Origin of the sequence: Thauera phenylacetica B4P (genome assembly GCF_000310225.1) — a bacterium.
GTDB lineage: Bacteria > Pseudomonadota > Gammaproteobacteria > Burkholderiales > Rhodocyclaceae > Thauera > Thauera phenylacetica.
In genome coordinates this window covers 19089-37893 of the sequence record NZ_AMXF01000004.1, presented here as the reverse complement: position 1 = coordinate 37893, position 18805 = coordinate 19089, and the positions used below count along the sequence as shown (strand labels likewise).

Annotated in this window: 22 protein-coding genes; 12 read left to right on the top strand and 10 right to left on the bottom strand. The window is 65.5% G+C overall.

Going from position 1 to position 18805, the window contains the following annotated elements:
* Window positions 1-18: 18 nt before the first annotated feature.
* Together C667_RS01815 and C667_RS01810 are read right to left on the bottom strand one after the other, a co-directional pair.
* Window positions 19-1356 carry a heavy metal sensor histidine kinase gene (locus C667_RS01815; protein ID WP_004355848.1) on the bottom strand — a complete coding sequence of 446 codons (1338 nt, stop codon included), beginning with the start codon at window positions 1354-1356 and terminating at the stop codon, window positions 19-21.
* A gap of 2 nt (window positions 1357-1358) precedes the next feature.
* Complete coding sequence (locus C667_RS01810; RefSeq protein ID WP_004355846.1) at window positions 1359-2045, bottom strand: heavy metal response regulator transcription factor; 687 nt, start codon at window positions 2043-2045, stop codon at window positions 1359-1361.
* Window positions 2046-2213: 168 nt separating this feature from the next.
* Between C667_RS01810 and C667_RS01805 the strand changes: the two genes are divergently transcribed.
* The 9 genes from C667_RS01805 (at window position 2214) to C667_RS01765 (ending at window position 10765) form a co-directional block, all read left to right on the top strand.
* On the top strand, window positions 2214-2552 hold the full coding sequence (locus C667_RS01805; protein WP_004355844.1) for a DUF4148 domain-containing protein: 339 nt from the start codon (window positions 2214-2216) through the stop codon (window positions 2550-2552).
* 128 nt (window positions 2553-2680) lie between these two features.
* Window positions 2681-3028, top strand: coding sequence for a hypothetical protein (locus C667_RS24575; RefSeq protein ID WP_075149026.1), 348 nt, complete (start codon window positions 2681-2683; stop codon window positions 3026-3028).
* 133 nt (window positions 3029-3161) lie between these two features.
* Window positions 3162-4427, top strand: coding sequence for a TolC family protein (locus C667_RS01795; protein ID WP_004355838.1), 1266 nt, complete (start codon window positions 3162-3164; stop codon window positions 4425-4427).
* A gap of 17 nt (window positions 4428-4444) precedes the next feature.
* Window positions 4445-5008 carry a hypothetical protein gene (locus tag C667_RS01790; RefSeq protein ID WP_004355836.1) on the top strand — a complete coding sequence of 188 codons (564 nt, stop codon included), beginning with the start codon at window positions 4445-4447 and terminating at the stop codon, window positions 5006-5008.
* Window positions 5005-6117 carry an efflux RND transporter periplasmic adaptor subunit gene (locus C667_RS01785; RefSeq protein ID WP_004355834.1) on the top strand — a complete coding sequence of 371 codons (1113 nt, stop codon included), beginning with the start codon at window positions 5005-5007 and terminating at the stop codon, window positions 6115-6117. The genes C667_RS01790 and C667_RS01785 overlap by 4 nt, the downstream gene beginning before the upstream one ends.
* A gap of 15 nt (window positions 6118-6132) precedes the next feature.
* The gene (locus C667_RS01780) at window positions 6133-9252 is read left to right on the top strand and encodes an efflux RND transporter permease subunit (RefSeq protein WP_004355832.1); all 3120 of its coding nucleotides are present in this window, start codon (window positions 6133-6135) and stop codon (window positions 9250-9252) included.
* 41 nt (window positions 9253-9293) lie between these two features.
* Window positions 9294-9680 carry a hypothetical protein gene (locus C667_RS01775; RefSeq protein WP_004355830.1) on the top strand — a complete coding sequence of 129 codons (387 nt, stop codon included), beginning with the start codon at window positions 9294-9296 and terminating at the stop codon, window positions 9678-9680.
* A 65-nt stretch (window positions 9681-9745) separates the two neighbouring features.
* Window positions 9746-10123 (top strand): hypothetical protein, encoded by a 378-nt coding sequence (locus C667_RS01770; protein ID WP_012585353.1) that lies wholly within the window; start codon window positions 9746-9748, stop codon window positions 10121-10123.
* Window positions 10124-10207: 84 nt separating this feature from the next.
* A complete protein-coding gene (locus C667_RS01765) occupies window positions 10208-10765 on the top strand; it encodes an ankyrin repeat domain-containing protein (protein WP_004355824.1) in 558 nt (185 codons plus the stop codon).
* A 102-nt stretch (window positions 10766-10867) separates the two neighbouring features.
* Here C667_RS01765 and tnpC read toward each other — a convergent pair whose 3' ends face one another.
* The 3 genes from tnpC to tnpA are packed head-to-tail and all read right to left on the bottom strand — an operon-like array spanning window position 10868 to window position 13196.
* Window positions 10868-12487 carry an IS66 family transposase gene (gene tnpC, locus C667_RS01760; RefSeq protein ID WP_004355071.1) on the bottom strand — a complete coding sequence of 540 codons (1620 nt, stop codon included), beginning with the start codon at window positions 12485-12487 and terminating at the stop codon, window positions 10868-10870.
* A gap of 29 nt (window positions 12488-12516) precedes the next feature.
* A complete protein-coding gene (gene tnpB / locus C667_RS01755) occupies window positions 12517-12876 on the bottom strand; it encodes an IS66 family insertion sequence element accessory protein TnpB (protein WP_004355068.1) in 360 nt (119 codons plus the stop codon).
* Window positions 12876-13196 (bottom strand): IS66 family insertion sequence element accessory protein TnpA, encoded by a 321-nt coding sequence (gene tnpA, locus C667_RS01750; RefSeq protein ID WP_039920567.1) that lies wholly within the window; start codon window positions 13194-13196, stop codon window positions 12876-12878. The genes tnpB and tnpA overlap by 1 nt, the downstream gene beginning before the upstream one ends.
* 285 nt (window positions 13197-13481) lie before the next feature.
* On the opposite strand from tnpA, the gene C667_RS24570 reads away from it, so the two are divergent.
* Complete coding sequence (locus C667_RS24570) at window positions 13482-14570, top strand: DNA-binding protein (RefSeq protein WP_012585352.1); 1089 nt, start codon at window positions 13482-13484, stop codon at window positions 14568-14570.
* A 21-nt stretch (window positions 14571-14591) separates the two neighbouring features.
* On the opposite strand, the gene C667_RS01735 is transcribed toward C667_RS24570, so the two are convergent.
* The 4 genes from C667_RS01735 to C667_RS01725 all read right to left on the bottom strand — a co-directional run bounded on the left by C667_RS01735 (window position 14592) and on the right by C667_RS01725 (window position 17144).
* On the bottom strand, window positions 14592-15335 hold the full coding sequence (locus tag C667_RS01735) for a DNA-3-methyladenine glycosylase I (protein WP_004355817.1): 744 nt from the start codon (window positions 15333-15335) through the stop codon (window positions 14592-14594).
* A gap of 194 nt (window positions 15336-15529) precedes the next feature.
* Window positions 15530-15811 carry a helix-turn-helix domain-containing protein gene (locus C667_RS01730; protein WP_004355815.1) on the bottom strand — a complete coding sequence of 94 codons (282 nt, stop codon included), beginning with the start codon at window positions 15809-15811 and terminating at the stop codon, window positions 15530-15532.
* Window positions 15801-16133: a hypothetical protein gene (locus tag C667_RS24565; RefSeq protein WP_004355814.1), complete on the bottom strand. Its 333-nt coding sequence runs from the start codon at window positions 16131-16133 to the stop codon at window positions 15801-15803. Before C667_RS24565 ends, C667_RS01730 begins: the two co-directional genes overlap by 11 nt.
* 327 nt (window positions 16134-16460) lie before the next feature.
* A complete protein-coding gene (locus tag C667_RS01725; protein ID WP_004355811.1) occupies window positions 16461-17144 on the bottom strand; it encodes an SDR family NAD(P)-dependent oxidoreductase in 684 nt (227 codons plus the stop codon).
* Between the two features lie 232 nt (window positions 17145-17376).
* Here C667_RS01725 and C667_RS01720 point away from each other — a divergent pair, with 232 nt between their 5' ends.
* Both C667_RS01720 and C667_RS25460 read left to right on the top strand, forming a co-directional pair.
* The gene (locus C667_RS01720) at window positions 17377-18021 is read left to right on the top strand and encodes a class I SAM-dependent methyltransferase (protein WP_004355810.1); all 645 of its coding nucleotides are present in this window, start codon (window positions 17377-17379) and stop codon (window positions 18019-18021) included.
* A gap of 18 nt (window positions 18022-18039) precedes the next feature.
* Window positions 18040-18180: a hypothetical protein gene (locus C667_RS25460; protein ID WP_004355807.1), complete on the top strand. Its 141-nt coding sequence runs from the start codon at window positions 18040-18042 to the stop codon at window positions 18178-18180.
* A gap of 428 nt (window positions 18181-18608) precedes the next feature.
* Here C667_RS25460 and C667_RS25455 read toward each other — a convergent pair whose 3' ends face one another.
* On the bottom strand, window positions 18609-18773 hold the full coding sequence (locus tag C667_RS25455; RefSeq protein ID WP_157302102.1) for a hypothetical protein: 165 nt from the start codon (window positions 18771-18773) through the stop codon (window positions 18609-18611).
* Window positions 18774-18805 lie beyond the last annotated feature (32 nt).

Genomic DNA, 18805 nt, shown 5'->3' with positions numbered 1-18805 from the left:
CCGGCACACTTGGACGGCTTACCGGCTTGAGGCAAATGCAAGAATACTGAAACCGATCGTCGTCCTGCCGGCGGCCGATCGGGCGAACGGCTTGCCGCCATGCATGCGCGCGATCGCTGCGACGATCGACAATCCGAGTCCGTGATTGGTGCTTCCGTGTTCGCGCGCCGCGTCCGCCCGGTAGAAGCGGTCGAACAGGCGTGGAAGATGTTCCGCAGGAATCACCGGCCCGACGTTGCTGACGGACAGGCGAACGCCGCCGGCAGCGTCCGGCTCGATGTCGACGTCAACCATCGACCCGCGCTCCGCAAAACGGGTCGCGTTGGCGAGGAGGTTCGATATCGCCCGCCGCAACAAACCCGCATCAAAGCCGCCGCCGCCGTCCCCGCAAACCCGAACGCTGACGCCCGCCTCCTGGAGTGCTGCATCGTGGAATTCGACCACCTCGGTCGCAAGAGCGGCGAGGCTGCCGACAGGGCTTCGGCGCGCCCGCTCGCCGCGATCGGCCTTCGACAGGAACAGCATGTCATTGACGAGACTCGCCAGGCGGTGCAGGTCCTCGAGGTTCGATCCCAGCACGTCCCGCAACTCGGGAATGCCGCGTTCGCGGCTCAGGGCGAGTTCGGTCTCGCCGATCAGTGTCGCCAGCGGCGTACGCAGTTCATGGGCGACGTCCGCATTGAAGCCTTCCAGTTGCCAGTATGCGTTGTCCAGCCGCACGAGCAGCGCGTTGAACTGCGCGACCAGCGGCTGCAGTTCCTGCGCCTGCGCGGAACCATCCAGCGGCTGTCCGACGTTTTCCGGACTGAGCGCGGCGGCTTGCCGAGCCAGGTCGCGAACGGGCAGCAGCGCGCGTTGCACGAGCCACGCCCCCCCGGCGGAGACGACCACGGCGCCGGCCAGCGCACTCGCCAGTAACGTCCACGCCAGTTGCCTCAGCAATTGGGCATCGGAACTGCTGTCGAGCGCCAATTCGGCACGCAGCACGGCCGTGCCCGACCACGGTGAAGGGATCTCGAATTCAACCCGACGCAGGTGCGCGGGGGGCTCGGGGGCCGGCGGCGTCATGTACAGGAGCGTCTCGGCGCCCTCGGTCAGCCGCAGTTTGAGGTCGGCATGGCCGATGAAGAAATCGTCGAGCTTGTGACGTAGGCTCGGCAGTTCCTCCGGTGTCGCGATCTCACGAACAAGGTGGCGGATCACGTCCTGCTTGTGCCGAAGCTCCTCGGTCTGCTTCGCAGAAAAGTTGAGGCTGGTGGCCACATACACGACGACGCAGACGAATCCGAGTCCGATGAAGGTCTGTACCGCGAGCCACCATGACAGCCAGCGGCCCAGCGAACGCGGATTGCGCATCCTCAGGGTTCCCGGTCTTCCAGCACGTAGCCCATGCCGCGCACGGTGTGCAGCAGCTTCTTCGCGAAGGGGTCATCGAGCTTGCTGCGCAAGCGCCGTACCGCAACCTCCACGACATTCGTATTGCTCTCGAAGTTCATGTCCCACACCTGCTCGGCCAGCGCGGTGCGCGACAGCACCTGACCGTGCCGGCGCAACAACAAGGTCAGCAGTGTGAATTCCTTGGCCGTCAGATCGAGCCGTTGTCCGGCGCGCGACGCCTTGCGCCGCACGAGATCGAGTTCGAGGTCGGCCAGCCTGAGGACCGTGAGATCTTGACCGGCCGTCGGAATGGCGCCACGCCGTAACAGCGCCTGGACGCGTGCGAGCAGTTCGGACAGGGCAAAGGGTTTCACAAGATAGTCGTCGGCACCCGCCTGCAGCCCCTTCACGCGATCCTCCACCTTGTCCCGCGCGGTGAGCATCAGCACCGGTACGTGCTTGCCGCGCCGCAGTTCGCGCAAGACGGCGAAGCCGTCCAGGCCCGGCAGCATGACATCGAGCAGGACGAGGTCGTAATGCCCTTCGATCGCGAGATAGCGCCCCTCGGTGCCGCTGTGCGCGACATCGACGACGTAGCTGTTTTCGGTCAGCGCCTTGCGCAAGTATTCGGCGAGCTTCGGCTCGTCTTCGACGACCAGGATCTTCATGCACGAATTATCGCGGAGGCGGTGGCGCGTCGACATTACGAATTCGTAATCGGGCTGTTCGCGATTCGACGTGAACGGTTTTCTACAGTACGCCCCGTACCCGGCACATGGCGTATGCAGCGGCCACCGCCGGGACGCATATCCCGTGTCAACGATAGGAGCCTCATCATGTCAAAAATCCGAACCGCCACCGTCCTCCCTATCCTCGCTGTCGTCCTGGTCGTGCCGAGCGTCGCTCAGGCGAACTCGGAATGGCATTTCACCGGCGGCGAGGTGGGTTACACCTCTTTCCCCGATCACGTGACGAGCACCAAGACGCGTGCTGAAGTGTTGCGTGAGCTCGAGCAGGCCAAGGCGGACGGAAGCTATTTCTACCTGCAGCGAGGCGTGCCCGTTCCATCACGCGATACCGGCCCGGGTAAAACGCGCGAGCAAGTGCTCAAGGAGCTGGTGAACATATCGCCCGAGGAGCGGGCGCGCATGGACGAACTCTACGTCGGGCAATGATCGCGGCGGTGTGAGCACGGAGCCCCTGGTCCCTCGGGGCGGGCGGTCATGCGTCGCAACGATGACGGGCAACAAGATGTTGGCAACGCTATTTTTCATTTCCGTTCGTACCGCTACAATCCGTCCCCATGCGCCGCTGGTTCGCGATTCTCTTCCTGCTGTTTCTGCCAATCCAACTCAGTTGGGCGGCTGTGAGTGCGTATTGCGAGCATGAAGCCGGTGCTGCGGCGGACCATCTCGGCCACCATGAGCATAAACATCAGGGCGAGGTCGACGACGAGTCCTGGCCCAAGGGCGGCGGAGTCGATGTCGACTGCAGTTTCTGCCATGCGGCCAGTTGCACCGCGTTGCCGAGCGGCACGGGATTGCCGACCCTCGACCTCGCGATTGCGACGATCCGCGGGGGAGCCCAAGTGTGGCTCCTTGCCGGGCATTTCTCGGAACCAGAGCGCCCCAAGTGGCGACAGCCCGCCTGATCGGCAGGGCGGTCGCATCCATTCTCATTCCGGCAGTTTCACCGTTCTGAACGGTGTTGCCGCGCGCCCATTGCGATCGAGCTGATCGCGCCCTGCCGATTTTCCGTGTGTCTTGTCATCAACGGAGAATTGGATGTTTCGAAGAATTGGCATCAACTGGCTGCCGGGCCTGCTGCTCGGACTCGCGGCCAGCGGGGCGTGGGCGCAAGCCGCGTCCCCTGCATCGCCTGTCGTAACGACGCTCAGGCAGGCGTTCGACGCCGCGTGGGCGCGTCAGCCCGAGGCGCAGTCGCTCGACATGCGCCGGGCGGCTGCGCTGGCGCGACGCGTGAGCGTCGACCGCTGGTCGGCCGAGCCGCCGGCGCTCGAAGTGTCGGGCAAGACCGACCAACTCCACCGCAACGACGGCAGCCGCGAATACGAGATCGGCCTCGCTGTGCCGCTGTGGTTGCCCGGCGAACGCGCATCGACCGCAGCCCTTGCCGATGCCGAAGTGCGTGCGAGTACGAGCCGCACGCTTGCGGCACAACTGCGCACGGCCGCCGGGGTGCGGGCCGCGTACTGGGATTGGCAGCGTGCGCGGGTCGACGTCCTGGTCGCCCGCGAGCGGCTTGCCAGTGCTCGCGAACTCGCAGCGGATGTGTCGAAACGGGTTCGGGCCGGCGAACTCGCACGCGCCGACCAGCATCAGGCGGACGGAGCGCTGGCGACCGCCGAAGCGTCGCTCGCCGAAGCCAGCGGCGCGCTCGCGGGTGCGGAACAGCAGTTGCGCGCCCTGACAGGCATGACACCAGCGCTTGCCGCGGAAGGACTTTCCGTGGCCGAAGCCGAACCCGCCCCCGCCGCCCCCCCTGTCGCCCTGGGGGCGGGGCATCCGGCCATCGCCGAGCTGCGCGATCGGGCGGAGCTGGCACAGCGCAGCATGACTCTCGCCGGGATTCAGGGGCGCGCCAATCCCGAGCTGAACCTGGCGACGACGCGTGAGCGCGGTGCATCCGGCGAATCCTGGCAACAGACGGTGACGATCGGCGTACGCATTCCCTTCGGATCCGACTCCCGCAACCGCGCCCGTGTTGCCAGCGCCAGCGCCGAGGCGATCGAAGCCGAAACCCAGCTGAGGCTGGAACGCGAACGCCTGACGGCCGAAGTGGATACGGCGCGCGTCCGCGTCGAATCGGCGCGCACCCTGGTCGCCTCCGCCGAACAGCGCGCGCAGTTGGCCCGCGAGTCGCGCGGCTTCTTCCAGAAGGCGTTCCGCCTCGGCGAAACCGATCTACCGACCCGCCTGCGCATCGAACTCGAAGCCACGGAAGCCGAGCGCCAGGTGGCGCGCACCCGCATCGAACTGGCCGCGGCCGTGTCCGCGCTGCGGCAGGCCATGGGCCTTCTTCCCGAATGAACACCAGGAACCCGAACATGAAAGCTTCCCTTACCCTGGCGGCGTGGAGCCTTGCCGCCGTCCTTGCGGGTGTCACGCCCCAGGCCCTGGCCGGTGAAGGCCACGACCACGGCGACGCCCCGGCACCCGTGGCCGGGCCGATGCTGCCGCGATTCACCGCCGTTTCGGAGCTCTTTGAGCTGGTCGGCGTGGTCGACGGCAAGCACATCACGCTCTATCTCGACCGCTTCGCTGACAACAGCCCGGTCAAGGACGCAACGCTGGAGCTGCAACTCGACGGCAAGGCGATTTCCGTCGAGCCCCATGCCGAGGGCGAATTCGAAGCCACGCTGCAGGAAGCACTCAAGCCGGGGGTCGTCTCCGTGACCGCCACCGTCGTTGCCGGACAAGACGCGGACCTTCTTGCGGGCGAGCTGGATCTGCACGAACAAGCCGCCGAGGTGCACGACGAATCGGCCGGGCCAGGCTTGCAATCTTACGCAGGATGGCTCGGCGCCGGCGTTCTCGTGATCGGACTGGTCGGCTGGGCCGCGCTGCGCAAGGGAAACGCCCGCAACCGTTCGGCCGGAGGTGTCGCATGAAACCGGGAATCCTGCTGGTCATGCTGTGCCTCGTTACGGCAAGTGCATCGTGGAACGCATTCGCTGGCGACGGGCACGATCACGGCGACGAAGGCTCCGCGCCCGTCGGCGGCAACGGTCCGCGACGCTTGCCCGACGGCAGCGTATTCCTGCCCAAGCCGGCACAACGGCAGATCGGCGTGCGCACGCTGGTCACGGAAGCGGGGGAGCTGCCCCGCACCGTGGCGCTCGCCGGCAAAGTGGTGATGGACCCCAACGCGGGCGGAAAAGTGCAGGCGCTGGTCGCCGGCCGCCTCGAAGCCGGGCCGCGCGGCTTGCCCGGAGTCGGGCAGACCGTGAAGAAGGGCGAGGTGCTGGCGTATGTCGTGCCGTCGGCGGGGCAGATCGAACGCTCGAACCAGATGGCGCAGCTCGCCGAGTTGCAGGCCGCCAAAGTGCTCGCGGAGAAGCGCGTGGCGCGGCTGAAGGAGCTCGCCGACACGGTGCCGCGCAAGGAGATCGAAGCGGCCGAGAGCGAACTCACGAGTCTCGCGGCCCGCGCGACGGCGGTGGGTGCGGGGCTCAGCAATCGCGATGCGCTCGTGGCGCCCGTCGCGGGCGTCATCGCGTCGAGCAACGCCGTCGCCGGTCAGGTCGTCGATGCGCGCGAACTGGTGTTTGAAATCGTCGATCCGAAGCGCCTGCGCGTCGAGGCGCTGGCCTACGATGCCGACACCGCCATCGATGTGGCCGGCGCGAGCGTTGCGGTGGGCGAGCAACGAGTGAGGCTCGACTTCCTCGGCGCGGCGCGCAGTCTGCGCGAGCAGGCGCTGCCGCTCGCTTTCGGTGCCGCGGGCGATTCCCTGGCGCGTTTCGCTGTCGGGCAACCGGTCGAGGTGTTCGTGCAGACGCGCAGCACGCTGCAGGGCGTGAGCGTCCCTGCAGGATCGGTGCTGAAGAACCCGGCGAACCAGATCATCGTGTGGGTCAAGACCGCGCCGGAACGCTTCGAGCCGCGCACCGTCACCATCGCCCCGCTCGATGGGGCGAACGTCGCCGTGACGTCGGGCCTCGCGGCCGGGGAGCGTGTCGCCACGAACGCGGCAACCCTGATCAACCAGATCCGCTGACGGGGAGCCTGACCGATGTTCAAATGGCTACTCGACAACAGTCTGGGCAACCGGCTGCTGGTGATCATCGCCAGCCTGGTGCTGATGGCCTACGGCGCGTTCACGCTCACACGCACGCCCGTGGACGTGTTCCCGGACCTCAACAAGCCGACGGTCACGATCATGACCGAATCCGGCGGCATGGCGGCGGAGGAGGTCGAACAGCTCATCACCTTCCCGCTCGAAACGACAATGAACGGGCTACCCGGGGTGGAGTCGGTGCGCTCCATCTCCAGCGCGGGGCTGTCCTTCGTCTATGTGACCTTCGAGTGGAGCACGGAGATTTTCCGCGCCCGGCAGATGGTGTCGGAGCGCCTGTCGGCGATGGAGGAAGGCCTGCCGGCGGACGTGATTCCGCGCATGGGGCCGATTAGCTCCGTGATGGGCGAGATCATGCAGATCGCGATCCCGATCGATACCGCTAAGATCTCGCCGATGCAGGTGCGCGAATACGCTGACTGGGTGCTGCGTCCGCGTCTCATGGCCATCCCCGGTATTGCGCAGGTCATCCCGATCGGCGGAGAAGTGCGGCAGTTCCAGGTGCAGCCAGATACGCGGCGCATGGCGGAACTCGGCATTTCGCTGGAACAGATGGAAGCGGCGATCCGCGGCTTTTCGTCGAACACCTCGGGCGGCTTCCTCGAACTCACCGGGCGTGAATACCTGATCCGCAACCTCGGACGCACCTCGAGCCTGGAGGATCTGAAGAATCTCGCGATCACGGCACGCGACGGTCAGCCGATCCTGCTGCGCCAGATTGCCTCCGTGACGTTCGCACCGGCGCTGCGCCGCGGCGATGCGGGTTTCGAGGGCAAACCGGCAGTCATTCTCGGTATCCAGAAGCAGCCGACCGCGGACACCATTCACCTCACCCGCTCGATCGAGGCCGCGCTCGACGAGATGAAGAAATCGCTGCCCGCCGGCATGGAAGCGCCGCAGGTTACGTTCCGGCAGGCGAGCTTCATCGAGGCCTCGATCGGCACGCTGCAGGGCAAGCTGATTGGCGCCTCGGTGTTCGTCGCGGCGATCCTGTTCTTCTTCCTCGGCACGCTGCGCCCGACGGTGATCGCGCTCACCGCGATCCCGGTGTCGATCTTCATGACGGCGCTGGTGTTCAAGTATTTCGGTCTGTCGATCAACACGATGACGCTCGGGGGGCTGGCGATTGCGATCGGCGGCCTGGTCGACGACGCGGTGGTGGGCGTCGAGAACGTGTTGCGCCGGCTGAAGGAGGATCGCGCGAAGCATCATGACCATCGCCTGCACCCGATCGAACTCGTGGCTCATGCAACGATGGAGGTGCGCTCGGCCATCCTCTACGCGACGATCATCATCGTGCTGGTGTTCCTGCCGTTGTTCGCGCTGCCCGGGATGGAGGGGCGGCTGTTCGTGCCGCTCGGCGTGGCATTCATCGTCTCGACGTTGGCATCGCTGGTCGTTTCGGTAACGGTGACCCCGGTCCTGTCCTTCTATCTGCTGCCGCGCATGAAGTCCCTCGACCATGGCGACACGCGCGTACTTGCCTGGCTCAAGGCGCGCTATCGCAACGGTCTGCAGGCCGTCCTCGAGCGGCCCAGGGCGGCCGTGTTCGCCGGCACAGTCGCGGTGATCGTCGCGGCCGCCGCCGTGCCCTTCTTTCCGACCACGTTTCTGCCGCCCTTCAACGAAGGCACCCTGCTGATCGGCATGCGGCTCAACCCGGGGGTGACGCTCGCCGAGTCCACCGCGCTTGCGCAACAGGCGGAGGTGCTGGTGAAACAGGTGCCGGAGGTCACGCACGTTGGTCGTCGCAGCGGACGTGCGGAACTCGATGAACATGCTGAAGGCGTGCACGTCAGCGAGCTCGATGTCGGGCTCAAGCCGGCGTCAGAACTCACCCGTTCGATGGGGGAGATCGCCGCCGACATCCGCGCCCGGCTCGTGAACCTGCCCGCTGCGATCGCGATCGGCCAGCCGATCTCACACCGCATCGACCACATGCTCTCGGGCGTGCGTTCGCAGATCGCGATCAAGATCTTCGGCGAGGATCTCGACACGCTGCGGGGGCAGGCCGATGCGCTGCGGGCGCGGCTGGCCGGCATCCCCGGACTCGCGGATCTGGAAATCGAGAAGCAAGTGCTCGCGCCGCAGATCAAGGTGCGCATCGACTATGCCGCAGCGGCCCGCTATGGCGTGCCGGCACCGCAGATCCTGGCCGCGCTGCAGAACCTCGTCGAGGGCGAGAAAGTCACCCAGATCGTCGAAGGTGGAAGGCGTTTCGCGCTGGTCGTGCGCCTGCCCGAATCGGCGCGTTCGGTCGAGGGGCTCGCGCAGATCCTCATCGAAACGCCCACCGGCCACGTCCCGTTGTCGAAACTCGCGTCGATCGAGGATGGTGACGGGCCGAACCAGGTCAGCCGCGACGACGGCAAGCGCCGCATCGTGCTGTCGGCCAATGCGCAGCAACGCCCGCTCTCGGAAATCGTCGAGGACATCCGCGCGGCGGTGGCCGACATGAAACTGCCCGAAGGCTACTTCATCACGCTCGGTGGGCAGTTCCAGGCACAGGAAGAAGCGTCGCGTCTCGTGGGGCTGCTGTCGATCGTGTCGCTCGTGCTGATGTTCGTCGTGCTCTACAGCCGCTACAAGTCGGTGCGTCTCTCGGCGCTGATCATGGCCAACATTCCGCTCGCGCTGGTGGGCGCAGTGATCGGCCTGTGGATCTCCGGCCAGCCCTTGTCGGTCGCGGCGCTCATCGGCTTCATCACGCTCGCCGGCATCTCGGTGCGTAATGGAATCCTGAAGGTCAGCCACTACATCAATCTGATGCGCATCGAAGGCGAGAGCTTCGATCACCAGATGATCCTGCGCGGCTCGCTGGAACGGCTATCGCCGGTGCTGATGACGGCGCTGGTGACGGCCTTTGCGCTGGCACCGCTGCTGTTCGAGGCCGAACGCCCGGGTACCGAGATCCTGCACCCGGTCGCGGTGGTGATCTTCTCGGGGCTCATCAGCTCGACGCTCCTCGATACCTTCCTCACCCCGGCGATGTTCTGGCTTTTCGGCCGCCGCGACGTCGAGCGCCTGCTCAACGACCGCAATGCCGAAGCGTTCTGACGCTGATCCGCTTACACAATCGAATCCTGAAAGGAGAAAACATGAAACTCTCGAAGCTCATCACGCTTGCCGCCCTGGTGGCCGTCGGTCCTGCCTTCGCGGCGGACAAGCACGACCACGCGCACGAACATGAGTCCATGCACGGCGGCCTGGTGGTCGAGGTCAAGGATGTCGACCTCGAACTCGTCGCCAAGCCGGACGTCATCCAGCTGCACCTGCGCGATCACGGCAAACCGGTTGATGTGACCAACGGCAGCGCCAAGCTCACGCTCCTGTCCGGCACCGACAAACAGGAAGTCGAACTCAAGCCTGCCGGCGACCGGTTGGAGTCCAAGGGAAGCTTCAAGGTGGGCGCCGGCACCAAGTTGGTGGCCGTCGTCACGCTGCCGGGCAAGCCCTCCACCACGGCGCGCTTCACGCTGAAGTGACGTCGTCCGCTTGCCCGCAGCACGTCGCTGCGGGCGGCCAACTCATGTAACCCAGAGGTGACCCAATGAAAACTCTTGTGGCAGGAATGGTTGCCGTTGCCGTCGGTGGACTGGGCGGCTGTGCGAGCCCCACCGTGTTCGAAGGGAAATACGCGCAGGACGATGGGTGGCGCAAAGGAACTGTTGTCGAAATCGGTCCGGCGAATAGCTTGAAGCGGCCTTCGTTCTATGACTGCAGGGCCGAGGCGTCCGACGCGGAAGGCGACAAGCCGTACGTGATGGTTGCGTTTCTGCGCAATGGCCACCCGTACGCGCGCGCCGCAAAGTTGCCTGCCGATGCGCAATTGCAGGTCGGTGACAAGGTGTATGTGAACTTCAAGGACTGCAACGCACCGATCCCGAAGCGCAGCTCATCAACATCTGACGAGAAGGACTTCAATTGATGCGCCTGTCGCGCGGGACGCCAGGGATTGTTGCGACGGATCAACGCCCCAAGGGTCCGGGTTCGCCTCGTCAGGACCAAGACGATGCATGACGACGTCCATCACGAAGCCTGGCGCGATCGAGTGGCCCCGGAACTGCTCGACGCGGTTCGCCAGGGCAAGATCCCGGAAGTGCTGAGATGGCTGGAGGACGGACTTCCCGCCGATTGGCAAGATACCGAGGGGTGCAGCTTGATCTTCCTGGCGGCATATCACCGTCGGTGGGCCGTTATTGACGGCCTGTTGGCGCACGGCGCATCAGTCGACCTGCCCGATCGTCGGGGATGGACGCCGCTCTTCTGGGCCGCTTTCAACGGCCATGCGGACATCGTTTCATTCCTGATCGGCCGTGGCGCCAATCCAGACGTGCGGAACGAGGACGGGGAGTGGCCCTTGTTCTGGGCCGTCTACAAGGGGCACACAGCAGTTGTCCGGCATCTCCTGATCGGCGGTGCGAAGCGGAACCAAATCGATGCGGACGGACACGACGAGCTCTGGCTCGCAAAAAATTTGGGCCGACAGGACATCGTTGCCATCTTGGAGGGGCCTCGAGGCCCGCGCCCAAACCGTGCCCTGCGTGGGACTTCGGACGAGGGCATTTGATTCGGCCTCTCCACCCTTGCTCGCCAGCCGCGCGGGGCCGGGAACAGCGGACCTCTAGGCAAGATCCTGGCAACGTAAGCGGTAACCGAGCGGCGTTCTTGCCTACTTCGAGCGCGGGTGGAGATCGGATCGAAGCGGATTGGCCGCGAAGTGTTGCTTCCACAGCCTTGGGGTGAGTTGCGCGACATCGGCGGCAGGGTGCTGGCCGACGCGCTGGAGCACATCGACCAGATAGGCATAGGGGTCGATGTCGTGCAGGCGACAGGTGGCGATCAGGCTCTGCGCGATCCCCACGTATTTCGCGCCGACCTCGGTCCAGCAGAAGAGCCAGTTGCGGCGGCCCATCGGCACTACGCGTAGCGCCCGCTCGAGGTGGTTGGTGTCGATCGGCACCTCGGGGTCGGCGAGGTAGACCTCGAGGGCGGCCCGGCGCTCACGCACGTAGGCCAGGGCAGTGGTTAGCGGTGAGCTCGGCAGCAGACCGTGGGATTCGAATTGGGTGTCGACCCAGTCGAAGAACCGGTCGACCATCGGCTTGGCCTGGGCGAGCCGGTATGCGCGGCGTGCCTCGCCGACGAGCTGTGCCTCACGGATGTGCTGCTCTACCGCGTAGAGCTGGCCGATCATCTCCAGTGCCTGCGCCGCCCGTTCGGGCTCGATCGACTGGGCCTCGAAGAACTTTCTTCTCGAGTGCGCCCAGCATTGCGCGCGCGTGAGCCCGCATTTTTGTGCGTAACGTTCGTAGGCCGCGTAGCCGTCGGTGAGCAGCACCGCCCCCTCGGGCGGTGGGTCGGTCCCCAGGGTCTGCGCGATGTGCTTGCCACTACGCCCCTCGTGATAGGCGAAGCAGATTTCGTCGCGCTCGCCATACACCGGCCAGAAGTAGCCGCCCTTCATCTTCCCCGGGCTGGCGCGCCCGGCCTTGATCGGGGTCTCGTCCATCGCCTTGATGCGACTTGCGCGGATCGAGTCGAGCTGGGCCGTAAAGACCGGCTCGAGCAGCGCGAGCGCCGCGTGGGTGAGCTGCGTGAGCCACGGGCGCGAGACCCGGATGCCGTTGTCCCCGAGCCGCTGATGCTGGCGGTACAGCGGCTGGTGGTAGCAGAACTTGTCTGTGATGAGCCCGGCGACGAAGCTCACGTCGGCGCGGCTGCCGTCGATCACCCCGGCGGGGGCCGCCGGGCAGTGGATCGTCTGCGTGTCGCGGCGCTTGATGACCGGGCGCACGTACTTGAGGATCACGTAGCTGCCCGGGCGCTGCGCCAGGCGATGGCTCACCTTCTCGCCGATCACCTCGAACTGTTCGGCGGTGAGGCCCTCGGTCTCGGGGTTGGCGAGCGTGATCGTCTCGACCGGGACGCGCGTCTCGTCAAAGAACAGCGCCGATTCGTCCTTGCTCTGGGCGAAGTCGGTGCGCGACGCACGACGGGTGTGTCCCGCCACGGTCTTGGCGGGGGTGTCGGGCGGCGTGTCGGGGATCGGCAACTCGCCCAGATACATCTGCGTGGTGTCGGGTGACACCACGCGCTTCTCGCTCTTCTGGCCAAAGAGCTGGCGGCGGAACCACTCGAGCTGATGCTTGAGTGCCGCAAACTCGAGCCGCATCGCATCCATGTCGCGCTGCAAGGCGACGTTCGCCTGTGCCAGTCCGACGATCTGCTCGGGCGCCCACTGGGCGGCCTCGGCAAGGGTCGGAACGGGGGTGCAGTGCGGTGCGGACATGGCGCATATTTTACCGTAGAGCCCAGCATTCATGCGGGTTTCACGGCGTTCTGGGGCAATCTGAAACGGCGCTTGGTGCGGGCCGGCTCGATGCCTTCGAGCAAGAGCTTGAGCCCGGTCCAGTCCATCTGGCGCGTGCGGACCTGCGCCCAGTTCGACACGAAGCGCCCCTGCTCGAGACGCTTGGCCCACACGCAGAATCCGGTGCGGTCCCAGTACAGCACCTTCATCTGCGTGCCACGCCGGTTGATGAACACGAACAGCTCGCCCGACAGCGGATCGCAGCCGAGCGCCTGGCGCGTGAGCGCGTACAGGCCGTCGAAGGATTTGCGCATGTCGACCGGGCGGCCATAGACATGGACGCGGACGGCGCCTTCGGGGAAGAACATCAGCCGCGCGACAGGTGAAGGATCACGCCGTCGCCCAGGTCGAGCCGCAGTTCGAGGCGGCCCGTGCCGCCGAGTTTGAGCGTGCCGGCGTCGACGAAGCCAGTGGGTTCGGACGTTGCTCCGGATCCCGGGCGCGCAGCCGGCGGCGTCTGGCTACCCAGCAGGCTCCTCCAACGCCGGAAGCTTGACTCGCTCAGCCCCTCGCCGATGCAGAACGGCTCGATCCCCAGTCCGCTCACGGCAAACCGCGCGAACACCGCTTGCCACTCCTCGCGGCTACGCCGCCGCCACTTGTTGTTGGTCGCTGTCGCCCTGATCACTGCGTGTTCCTCCCTCATGAACGTGGGAGGCATTGTTCCGCGTGGGCGCGGGCGGAAAAAGAACGCCGCTCAGTGACCGGTTACCTGGCAACAGACCCGGAACTGACCGCATTCCCGGTGCAGTTGTACCGAAAATCTCGTTCTTGCCCCAGAACGTGGCCAACAGGCGTGATAATCCGCGATTATCCCGTGTCGTAATATGCATTTTCATACGCGTACGATCATTGACAATAGTATGTACAGGCGTACCATGTAATACAGTACGTAAAAATCAGGGGTGTCGCGATGGCCAGAAGCGGGATCTACAAGTCCGAGGTGGTGCGGGCACGTGACGCGTTGCGCGCGCAGGGGCGACACCCATCGATCGACGCCATTCGGGTCGAACTCGGCAATACCGGCTCAAAGGCAACGATTCACCGCTACTTAAAGGAGATCGAAGAGGAAGAGGGCGGAACCGGCGGCACACAGGTTGCCGTGAGCGAGGCAATCCAGGACCTCGTCGGCAGGCTGGCCGGCCGCTTGCACGAAGAGGCCGATGCCCGGATCGCGGAGGCAAAAACCCGCTATACCGGCGAAATTGCCCAACTCAAGGACGCGCTCCGGCAGCAGCGCCAAGAGGGTGAAGCACTCAAGACCCAGTTGCAGCATACCGAATCCCTGTTGAGCGAGGAGAGTGACCGTCATCGCCAGACGGCACTCACGCTGCAACAGGAGACCGTGCAGCGCGCGCAGGCCGCGCAACAGGTTGCCGATCTGCAGTCACAACTGGCGCAAGGCGAACAGCACCGGCAATCACTGGAGGACAAACACCGTCACGCCCGCGAAGCCCTGGACCATTTTCGGCAGGCGGCCAAGGAACAGCGCGATCAGGAGCAGCGCCAGCATGAGCAGCAGACCCAGCACCTGCAGGCCGAACTGAGGCAACTGAATCAGACGCTCGGAACCAAACAGGATCAACTGACCGGGATCAGCCGGGACAACGCCCGCCTGGCGGCCGAGTTGTCGCAGGCCCATGCGCAGCTTCACCAGACTCAGACGGAGGCGCGATCGCTCCGAGACGAATTGTCGGTGGCCAAGGAAACCGGGCAACGCGTCGAGGCGCTGGGCCAACGCCTGGCGGAGCGGGAACTGCAGATCGAGGATCTGCTGCGCGGCAAGAGTGTGGTCGAAGCTACGCTCGCCGAACAGGCCGAACGTCGTCAAGCCCTGGAAATCGAGCTTGGGGCCGCCCGGGCGTCCTTATCCATACAGGAAAAAGTGATTGCGGACATGCATGCACAGCTTCTACGTCATGGCAGCCGCCGGAAACAAAGCGGCAAACAGGACCACGTCGCGGGAGTCGGCGAGAAAGCCGCAACGCCCACCGCACCATAATTAAACATTTAAAACATACGCTTACAGCTCGAAAGTCCTAATATTGGCTTCATCCCGGCGCCGCAGGAGCCAAAATCTTTTGTTGCAAAACAACGGTTTGCGGCGGATATGTACAGTTTTTCCCTTCATCCCGGTCATACCCCAAATCCGGCGCGGAGTATAGCGCCCCGCGCCTGGCCTACCGCCGCCCGCGGCCAGCAACTCGCCGACCTCGCGATGGCGGAAGCAGTCCGTCACATGGTCGTTGACCATGCCCACCGCCTGCATGAAGGCGTAGCACACCGTCGGCCCGACGAAGCGGAAGCCCAGCCGCTTCAGCTCGCGGCTCATGGCTTGCGATTCCGCCGTCTCGCCCGGCACGTCGGCGAGCGTGCGGCGCGCACCGTCACGCGGCACGCCATCGACGAATTTCCATAGAAGCGCGTCCAGCGAGCCGAAGCGCTCGCGCACGGCAAGCGTCGCGCGCGCGTTGGCGATCGCCGACTCGACCTTCAGCCGGTTGCGCACGATGCCGGCGTCGGCCATCAAGCGCTCGACGTCGGCCGCGGTGTAACGGGCGACCTTGTCAGCGTCGAAATCGTCGAAGGCGCGGCGGTAGTTCTCGCGCTTGCGCAGGATCGTGATCCAGCTCAAGCCCGCCTGCGCACCCTCGAGCACCAGCATCTCGAAGAGGTGACGGTCGTCGTGGTTGGGCACGCCCCATTCGAGGTCGTGGTAGGCGGTGTAGAGCGGATCGGTGCCGCACCAGGCGCAGCGGTCGGGCATGGGGAAGCTCCTGTGTGTCGCGAGGCCATGATAAGGCCGGCGGCGATATGCAATAAGAACGACCGCTTGCCGAACCCTCCAATTCACCCTGACGACCCTGAGCCGCCTGATGACATTCTCAAGCGCGACGGCAGCATGCAGGTCGTCAAGCTGCCGCCCGTGTGGACTTTTGAAACTACCCGATGTGCATTGATTCAAATACGCAATTCTTGCAAGACTTCGGGGTGAGCAACGGCAACACGGAGCAGCGTCTTGGCGGCACCCGTGGGCGAGCGACGACCCTGCTCCCACTCCTGGAGCGTTCTGGAGGACACGCCCAGGAGCTCCGCAAACGCTTGCTGAGACAAGCCCGTCTTTGCGCGAGCCTGAGCTGCTTCGGGCAACTCGACACGCGTGGTGCGCACGGCCTCGCCACGTCTCATTTGCTTGACGGACTCAAGCAAATCCTGCTGGAACTTTTCGATCTCAGAGGGCATCTTCGACTCCTTGCTTCAACTCCGCCAAGAAGGACGTGGGGAGATTGTCGAACTTGGCTTTCTTGTAAACGATCAACAACCAAATGGTCTCGGTGTTCGCGTTGAAGTAGATGACCCTGGCACCGCCGCGTTTTCCTTGTCCCGCAGATGTCCAACGCACCTTACGGCAGCCGCCACTTCCCCGGATAACGTCACCGGCTTCTGGATTGGCCGCGATCCAGTTGATGAACTCAACGCGCTCGACTTCCGACCAGACTTCGCTGGCATAGCGTTGGAAGATAGCGGTTTCAGCAACTGTTCTCACCCGCGCAATGTACGTCAATGACGTACATTGCGCAAGCGGTGGAGGCGGATTTTTCGAGAGGAAGTGCCGGCCACAAATGGAATCTGGATGCCCAGAGTGAAGATAGTGGGCCGTGCAAAATGGCGATCAGCGCAGACCGAGTACTTGTCGAAGGCCGATGACCAGTCCCAGATTGGTTACCCGCCGTTCGCGTTGGAGGAAATTTCTCAGCCGCTATGTCTCTTGATGGCCGGATCCAGCGATTCGAACCCGCTTTCACATTGCTGCCCTTGATCGCCGATCAGGGCAGACCGAGAGCGCATTCGTAGGTCGATCACACCTCCCATGCCGACAAGCAACCCCGTCTCACCGGCTCACCCACCCCCCGCACACCGGAAAGACCTGCCCCACGAAGCAGTTCGCGGCCTCGCTGCACAGATAGACGGCAAAGCCCGCGTCCTCTTCAGCCGTGACCAGCCGACCCAGCGGCACCTGCCACTTCAAGCGATCCTTGAACGCCTGCGTGGCCTGGACCTCGGGCGGGAAGTAGGTGGGGTTCTCCACGAAGTTCTGCGCGATGGCATTCACCTGGATGCCGTGCGCGGCAGCCTCGACCCCCACGGCCTGGATGTAGGCCAGCTGCGCGCCACGCGCGGCGGCGTAGCTCGAGCGCCGAGCCATGCCGCGCAGCGCGGAGGCGCTGCCCATCAGCACGATCTTGCCCGCCTTGCGCTCGATCATCTGCGGCAGGACGGCGGCGACCATCTCCCGCATGGGATGGACCAGGGCGGCGAAGGCGGCCTCCCACTCGTCGTCCGACACCTGATGGGCGGGCGTGCTCGGCGCCGGGATGGCCAGGTTGAGGACGAGGGCGTCGATGTGGCCGGCAGACTCGATGACGGCGCGCCCGCTCCCCGGCTGCCGCGGCGCGCTGCGATCCGCGATGAGCTCGGCGCCCGCCGCGGCGAAGGCCGCGCACAGCGCCGGCCCCATGAAGTCTTCGGCTTGGGTGACCAGCACCCTGCGGCCGACCAATGAAATCCCGTTCATTTCGCTTCTCCTCCACGGCAGCGCGAGCCTGCTCCCGGCCCCTGGATTCAATCCTAGGACGAAGACGTCTAGACTGCACCCGCTGGGATCGATACGGTGCTGGCGGCAAAACGCCGGCCCCTTCAAACGCCGGCCCCTTCAAACGCCGGCCCCTTCAAACGCCGGCCCCTTCAAACGCCGGCCCCTTCAAACGCCGGCCACATCTTCGCCACTCCGGACGAGGTTCTGCAAGATGCCAAGGATCGAGCCTTTCGAGGCGCACGCGGAACGCTACGACGCGTGGTTCGAGCGCCACCAGGCAAGCTATGTCTCCGAGCTGCTGGCCTTGCGAGCCTTCGTCCCGCTGAGCGGGCGCGGCCTGGAGATCGGCGTCGGCGGCGGACGCTTCGCCGCGCCGCTGGGGGTGGAGGTGGGGGTCGCCCCGTCGCGGACGATGCTGGAGCGCGCAAGGGCGCGCGGGATCGAGGTCTTCGAGGGCGCCGCCGAGCATCTGCCTTTCGCCGACGACAGCTTCGATCACGCGCTCGTCGTCACCACCTTGTGCTTCGTCGACTCGCCCGCGGCGATGCTGGCCGAGGCGCGGCGGGTCCTGCGGCCGGCCGGCACCCTGGTGATCGGCTTCATCGACCGCGACAGTCCGCTCGGCCGCGACTACGAGGCGCACCGCGAGGCCAGCGTCTTCTACCGTGACGCCACCTTCTACTGCGCGCGCGACGTCGAGCGCTTGCTGCTGGAGGCCGGATTTTCCGTGCGGTCGTGGGCGCAGACGCTGGCCCGTCCGCTCGCCGAGACCGCGAACATCGAGCCGGCGCGCCCTGGTCGAGGCGAGTGCGCCTTCGTGGTCGTCGCGGCCATGAACGACAAGCCTGCACGCTGAACACGGCGCAAAACCCGCATGCAGACCACTTTCTGGACCGCCCTGCTCACCAGCCTCGCGGCGGCTGCGGTGACCTCGCTGGGGATCTGGACCATCCGTCGCTTCACCGACTGGGGGCGCCGCAACACCGCTTATTTCGTCGCGTACCGCCACGCGTGACTTGACGAGGCCGCGAGCCCCGGCGCCATCGAGCACGACGCGCTCGCACACGCGGATGGCGTCGTTGGCAAAGCCATAGATACGGCTCGTGAGTTCGGTGACCGCGCCCTCGCCGACCGTGACCGCGTAGTCGACGTTGATCTGCCCGACACGACCATGCAGCAGGCTGAAGTCCGCCAGGTAGCGCGCACCGCGTTCCAGACGCACCTGCGCGCGGGGACGAACGACGATGCCCCCGGCCTCGCCATGCCAGTGCGTCTCCTGGTGGTGCAGCACGGCCTCTTCCATCAGCCGGATCTCGGCACGCATGGTGTGGCGAACAGGCCATGCGCCCACACCATGGCTTGGGCACCGGGCTGCAGGGTGAGCGTCAACGCGACGTGCTGCACCCCGAAGCGCTCGAACAACCCCAGGCAGAGGTGGATCGGCTAAATGCCGTCCGCGGAGGCCTCGGCCTGGACGCGCACGCCGGGCAGCGACTGCACGCTGGCGAGTGTCTGGCCATAGGCGACGAGGTGCGCCACCTGCGGAGTCGGCGGCATCGTCCAGCCGGCTTCGCCGAAAAGTCGGGTGATGGGATGCAGGTCAGTCATTGCAGGTCGGCGCGCCGGCAGCGGAGTTCGCG

Coding starts and splice junctions, on each gene's coding strand:
- C667_RS01815 (WP_004355848.1), bottom strand. CDS start 1,356: ATGCGCAATCCGCGTTCGCTGGGCCGCTGGCTGTCATGGTGGCTCGCG.
- C667_RS01810 (WP_004355846.1), bottom strand. CDS start 2,045: ATGAAGATCCTGGTCGTCGAAGACGAGCCGAAGCTCGCCGAATACTTG.
- C667_RS01805 (WP_004355844.1), top strand. CDS start 2,214: ATGTCAAAAATCCGAACCGCCACCGTCCTCCCTATCCTCGCTGTCGTC.
- C667_RS24575 (WP_075149026.1), top strand. CDS start 2,681: ATGCGCCGCTGGTTCGCGATTCTCTTCCTGCTGTTTCTGCCAATCCAA.
- C667_RS01795 (WP_004355838.1), top strand. CDS start 3,162: ATGTTTCGAAGAATTGGCATCAACTGGCTGCCGGGCCTGCTGCTCGGA.
- C667_RS01790 (WP_004355836.1), top strand. CDS start 4,445: ATGAAAGCTTCCCTTACCCTGGCGGCGTGGAGCCTTGCCGCCGTCCTT.
- C667_RS01785 (WP_004355834.1), top strand. CDS start 5,005: ATGAAACCGGGAATCCTGCTGGTCATGCTGTGCCTCGTTACGGCAAGT.
- C667_RS01780 (WP_004355832.1), top strand. CDS start 6,133: ATGTTCAAATGGCTACTCGACAACAGTCTGGGCAACCGGCTGCTGGTG.
- C667_RS01775 (WP_004355830.1), top strand. CDS start 9,294: ATGAAACTCTCGAAGCTCATCACGCTTGCCGCCCTGGTGGCCGTCGGT.
- C667_RS01770 (WP_012585353.1), top strand. CDS start 9,746: ATGAAAACTCTTGTGGCAGGAATGGTTGCCGTTGCCGTCGGTGGACTG.
- C667_RS01765 (WP_004355824.1), top strand. CDS start 10,208: ATGCATGACGACGTCCATCACGAAGCCTGGCGCGATCGAGTGGCCCCG.
- tnpC (WP_004355071.1), bottom strand. CDS start 12,487: ATGTCCGCACCGCACTGCACCCCCGTTCCGACCCTTGCCGAGGCCGCC.
- tnpB (WP_004355068.1), bottom strand. CDS start 12,876: ATGTTCTTCCCCGAAGGCGCCGTCCGCGTCCATGTCTATGGCCGCCCG.
- C667_RS24570 (WP_012585352.1), top strand. CDS start 13,482: ATGGCCAGAAGCGGGATCTACAAGTCCGAGGTGGTGCGGGCACGTGAC.
- C667_RS01735 (WP_004355817.1), bottom strand. CDS start 15,335: ATGCCCGACCGCTGCGCCTGGTGCGGCACCGATCCGCTCTACACCGCC.
- C667_RS01730 (WP_004355815.1), bottom strand. CDS start 15,811: ATGCCCTCTGAGATCGAAAAGTTCCAGCAGGATTTGCTTGAGTCCGTC.
- C667_RS01725 (WP_004355811.1), bottom strand. CDS start 17,144: ATGAACGGGATTTCATTGGTCGGCCGCAGGGTGCTGGTCACCCAAGCC.
- C667_RS01720 (WP_004355810.1), top strand. CDS start 17,377: ATGCCAAGGATCGAGCCTTTCGAGGCGCACGCGGAACGCTACGACGCG.
- C667_RS25460 (WP_004355807.1), top strand. CDS start 18,040: ATGCAGACCACTTTCTGGACCGCCCTGCTCACCAGCCTCGCGGCGGCT.
- C667_RS25455 (WP_157302102.1), bottom strand. CDS start 18,773: ATGACTGACCTGCATCCCATCACCCGACTTTTCGGCGAAGCCGGCTGG.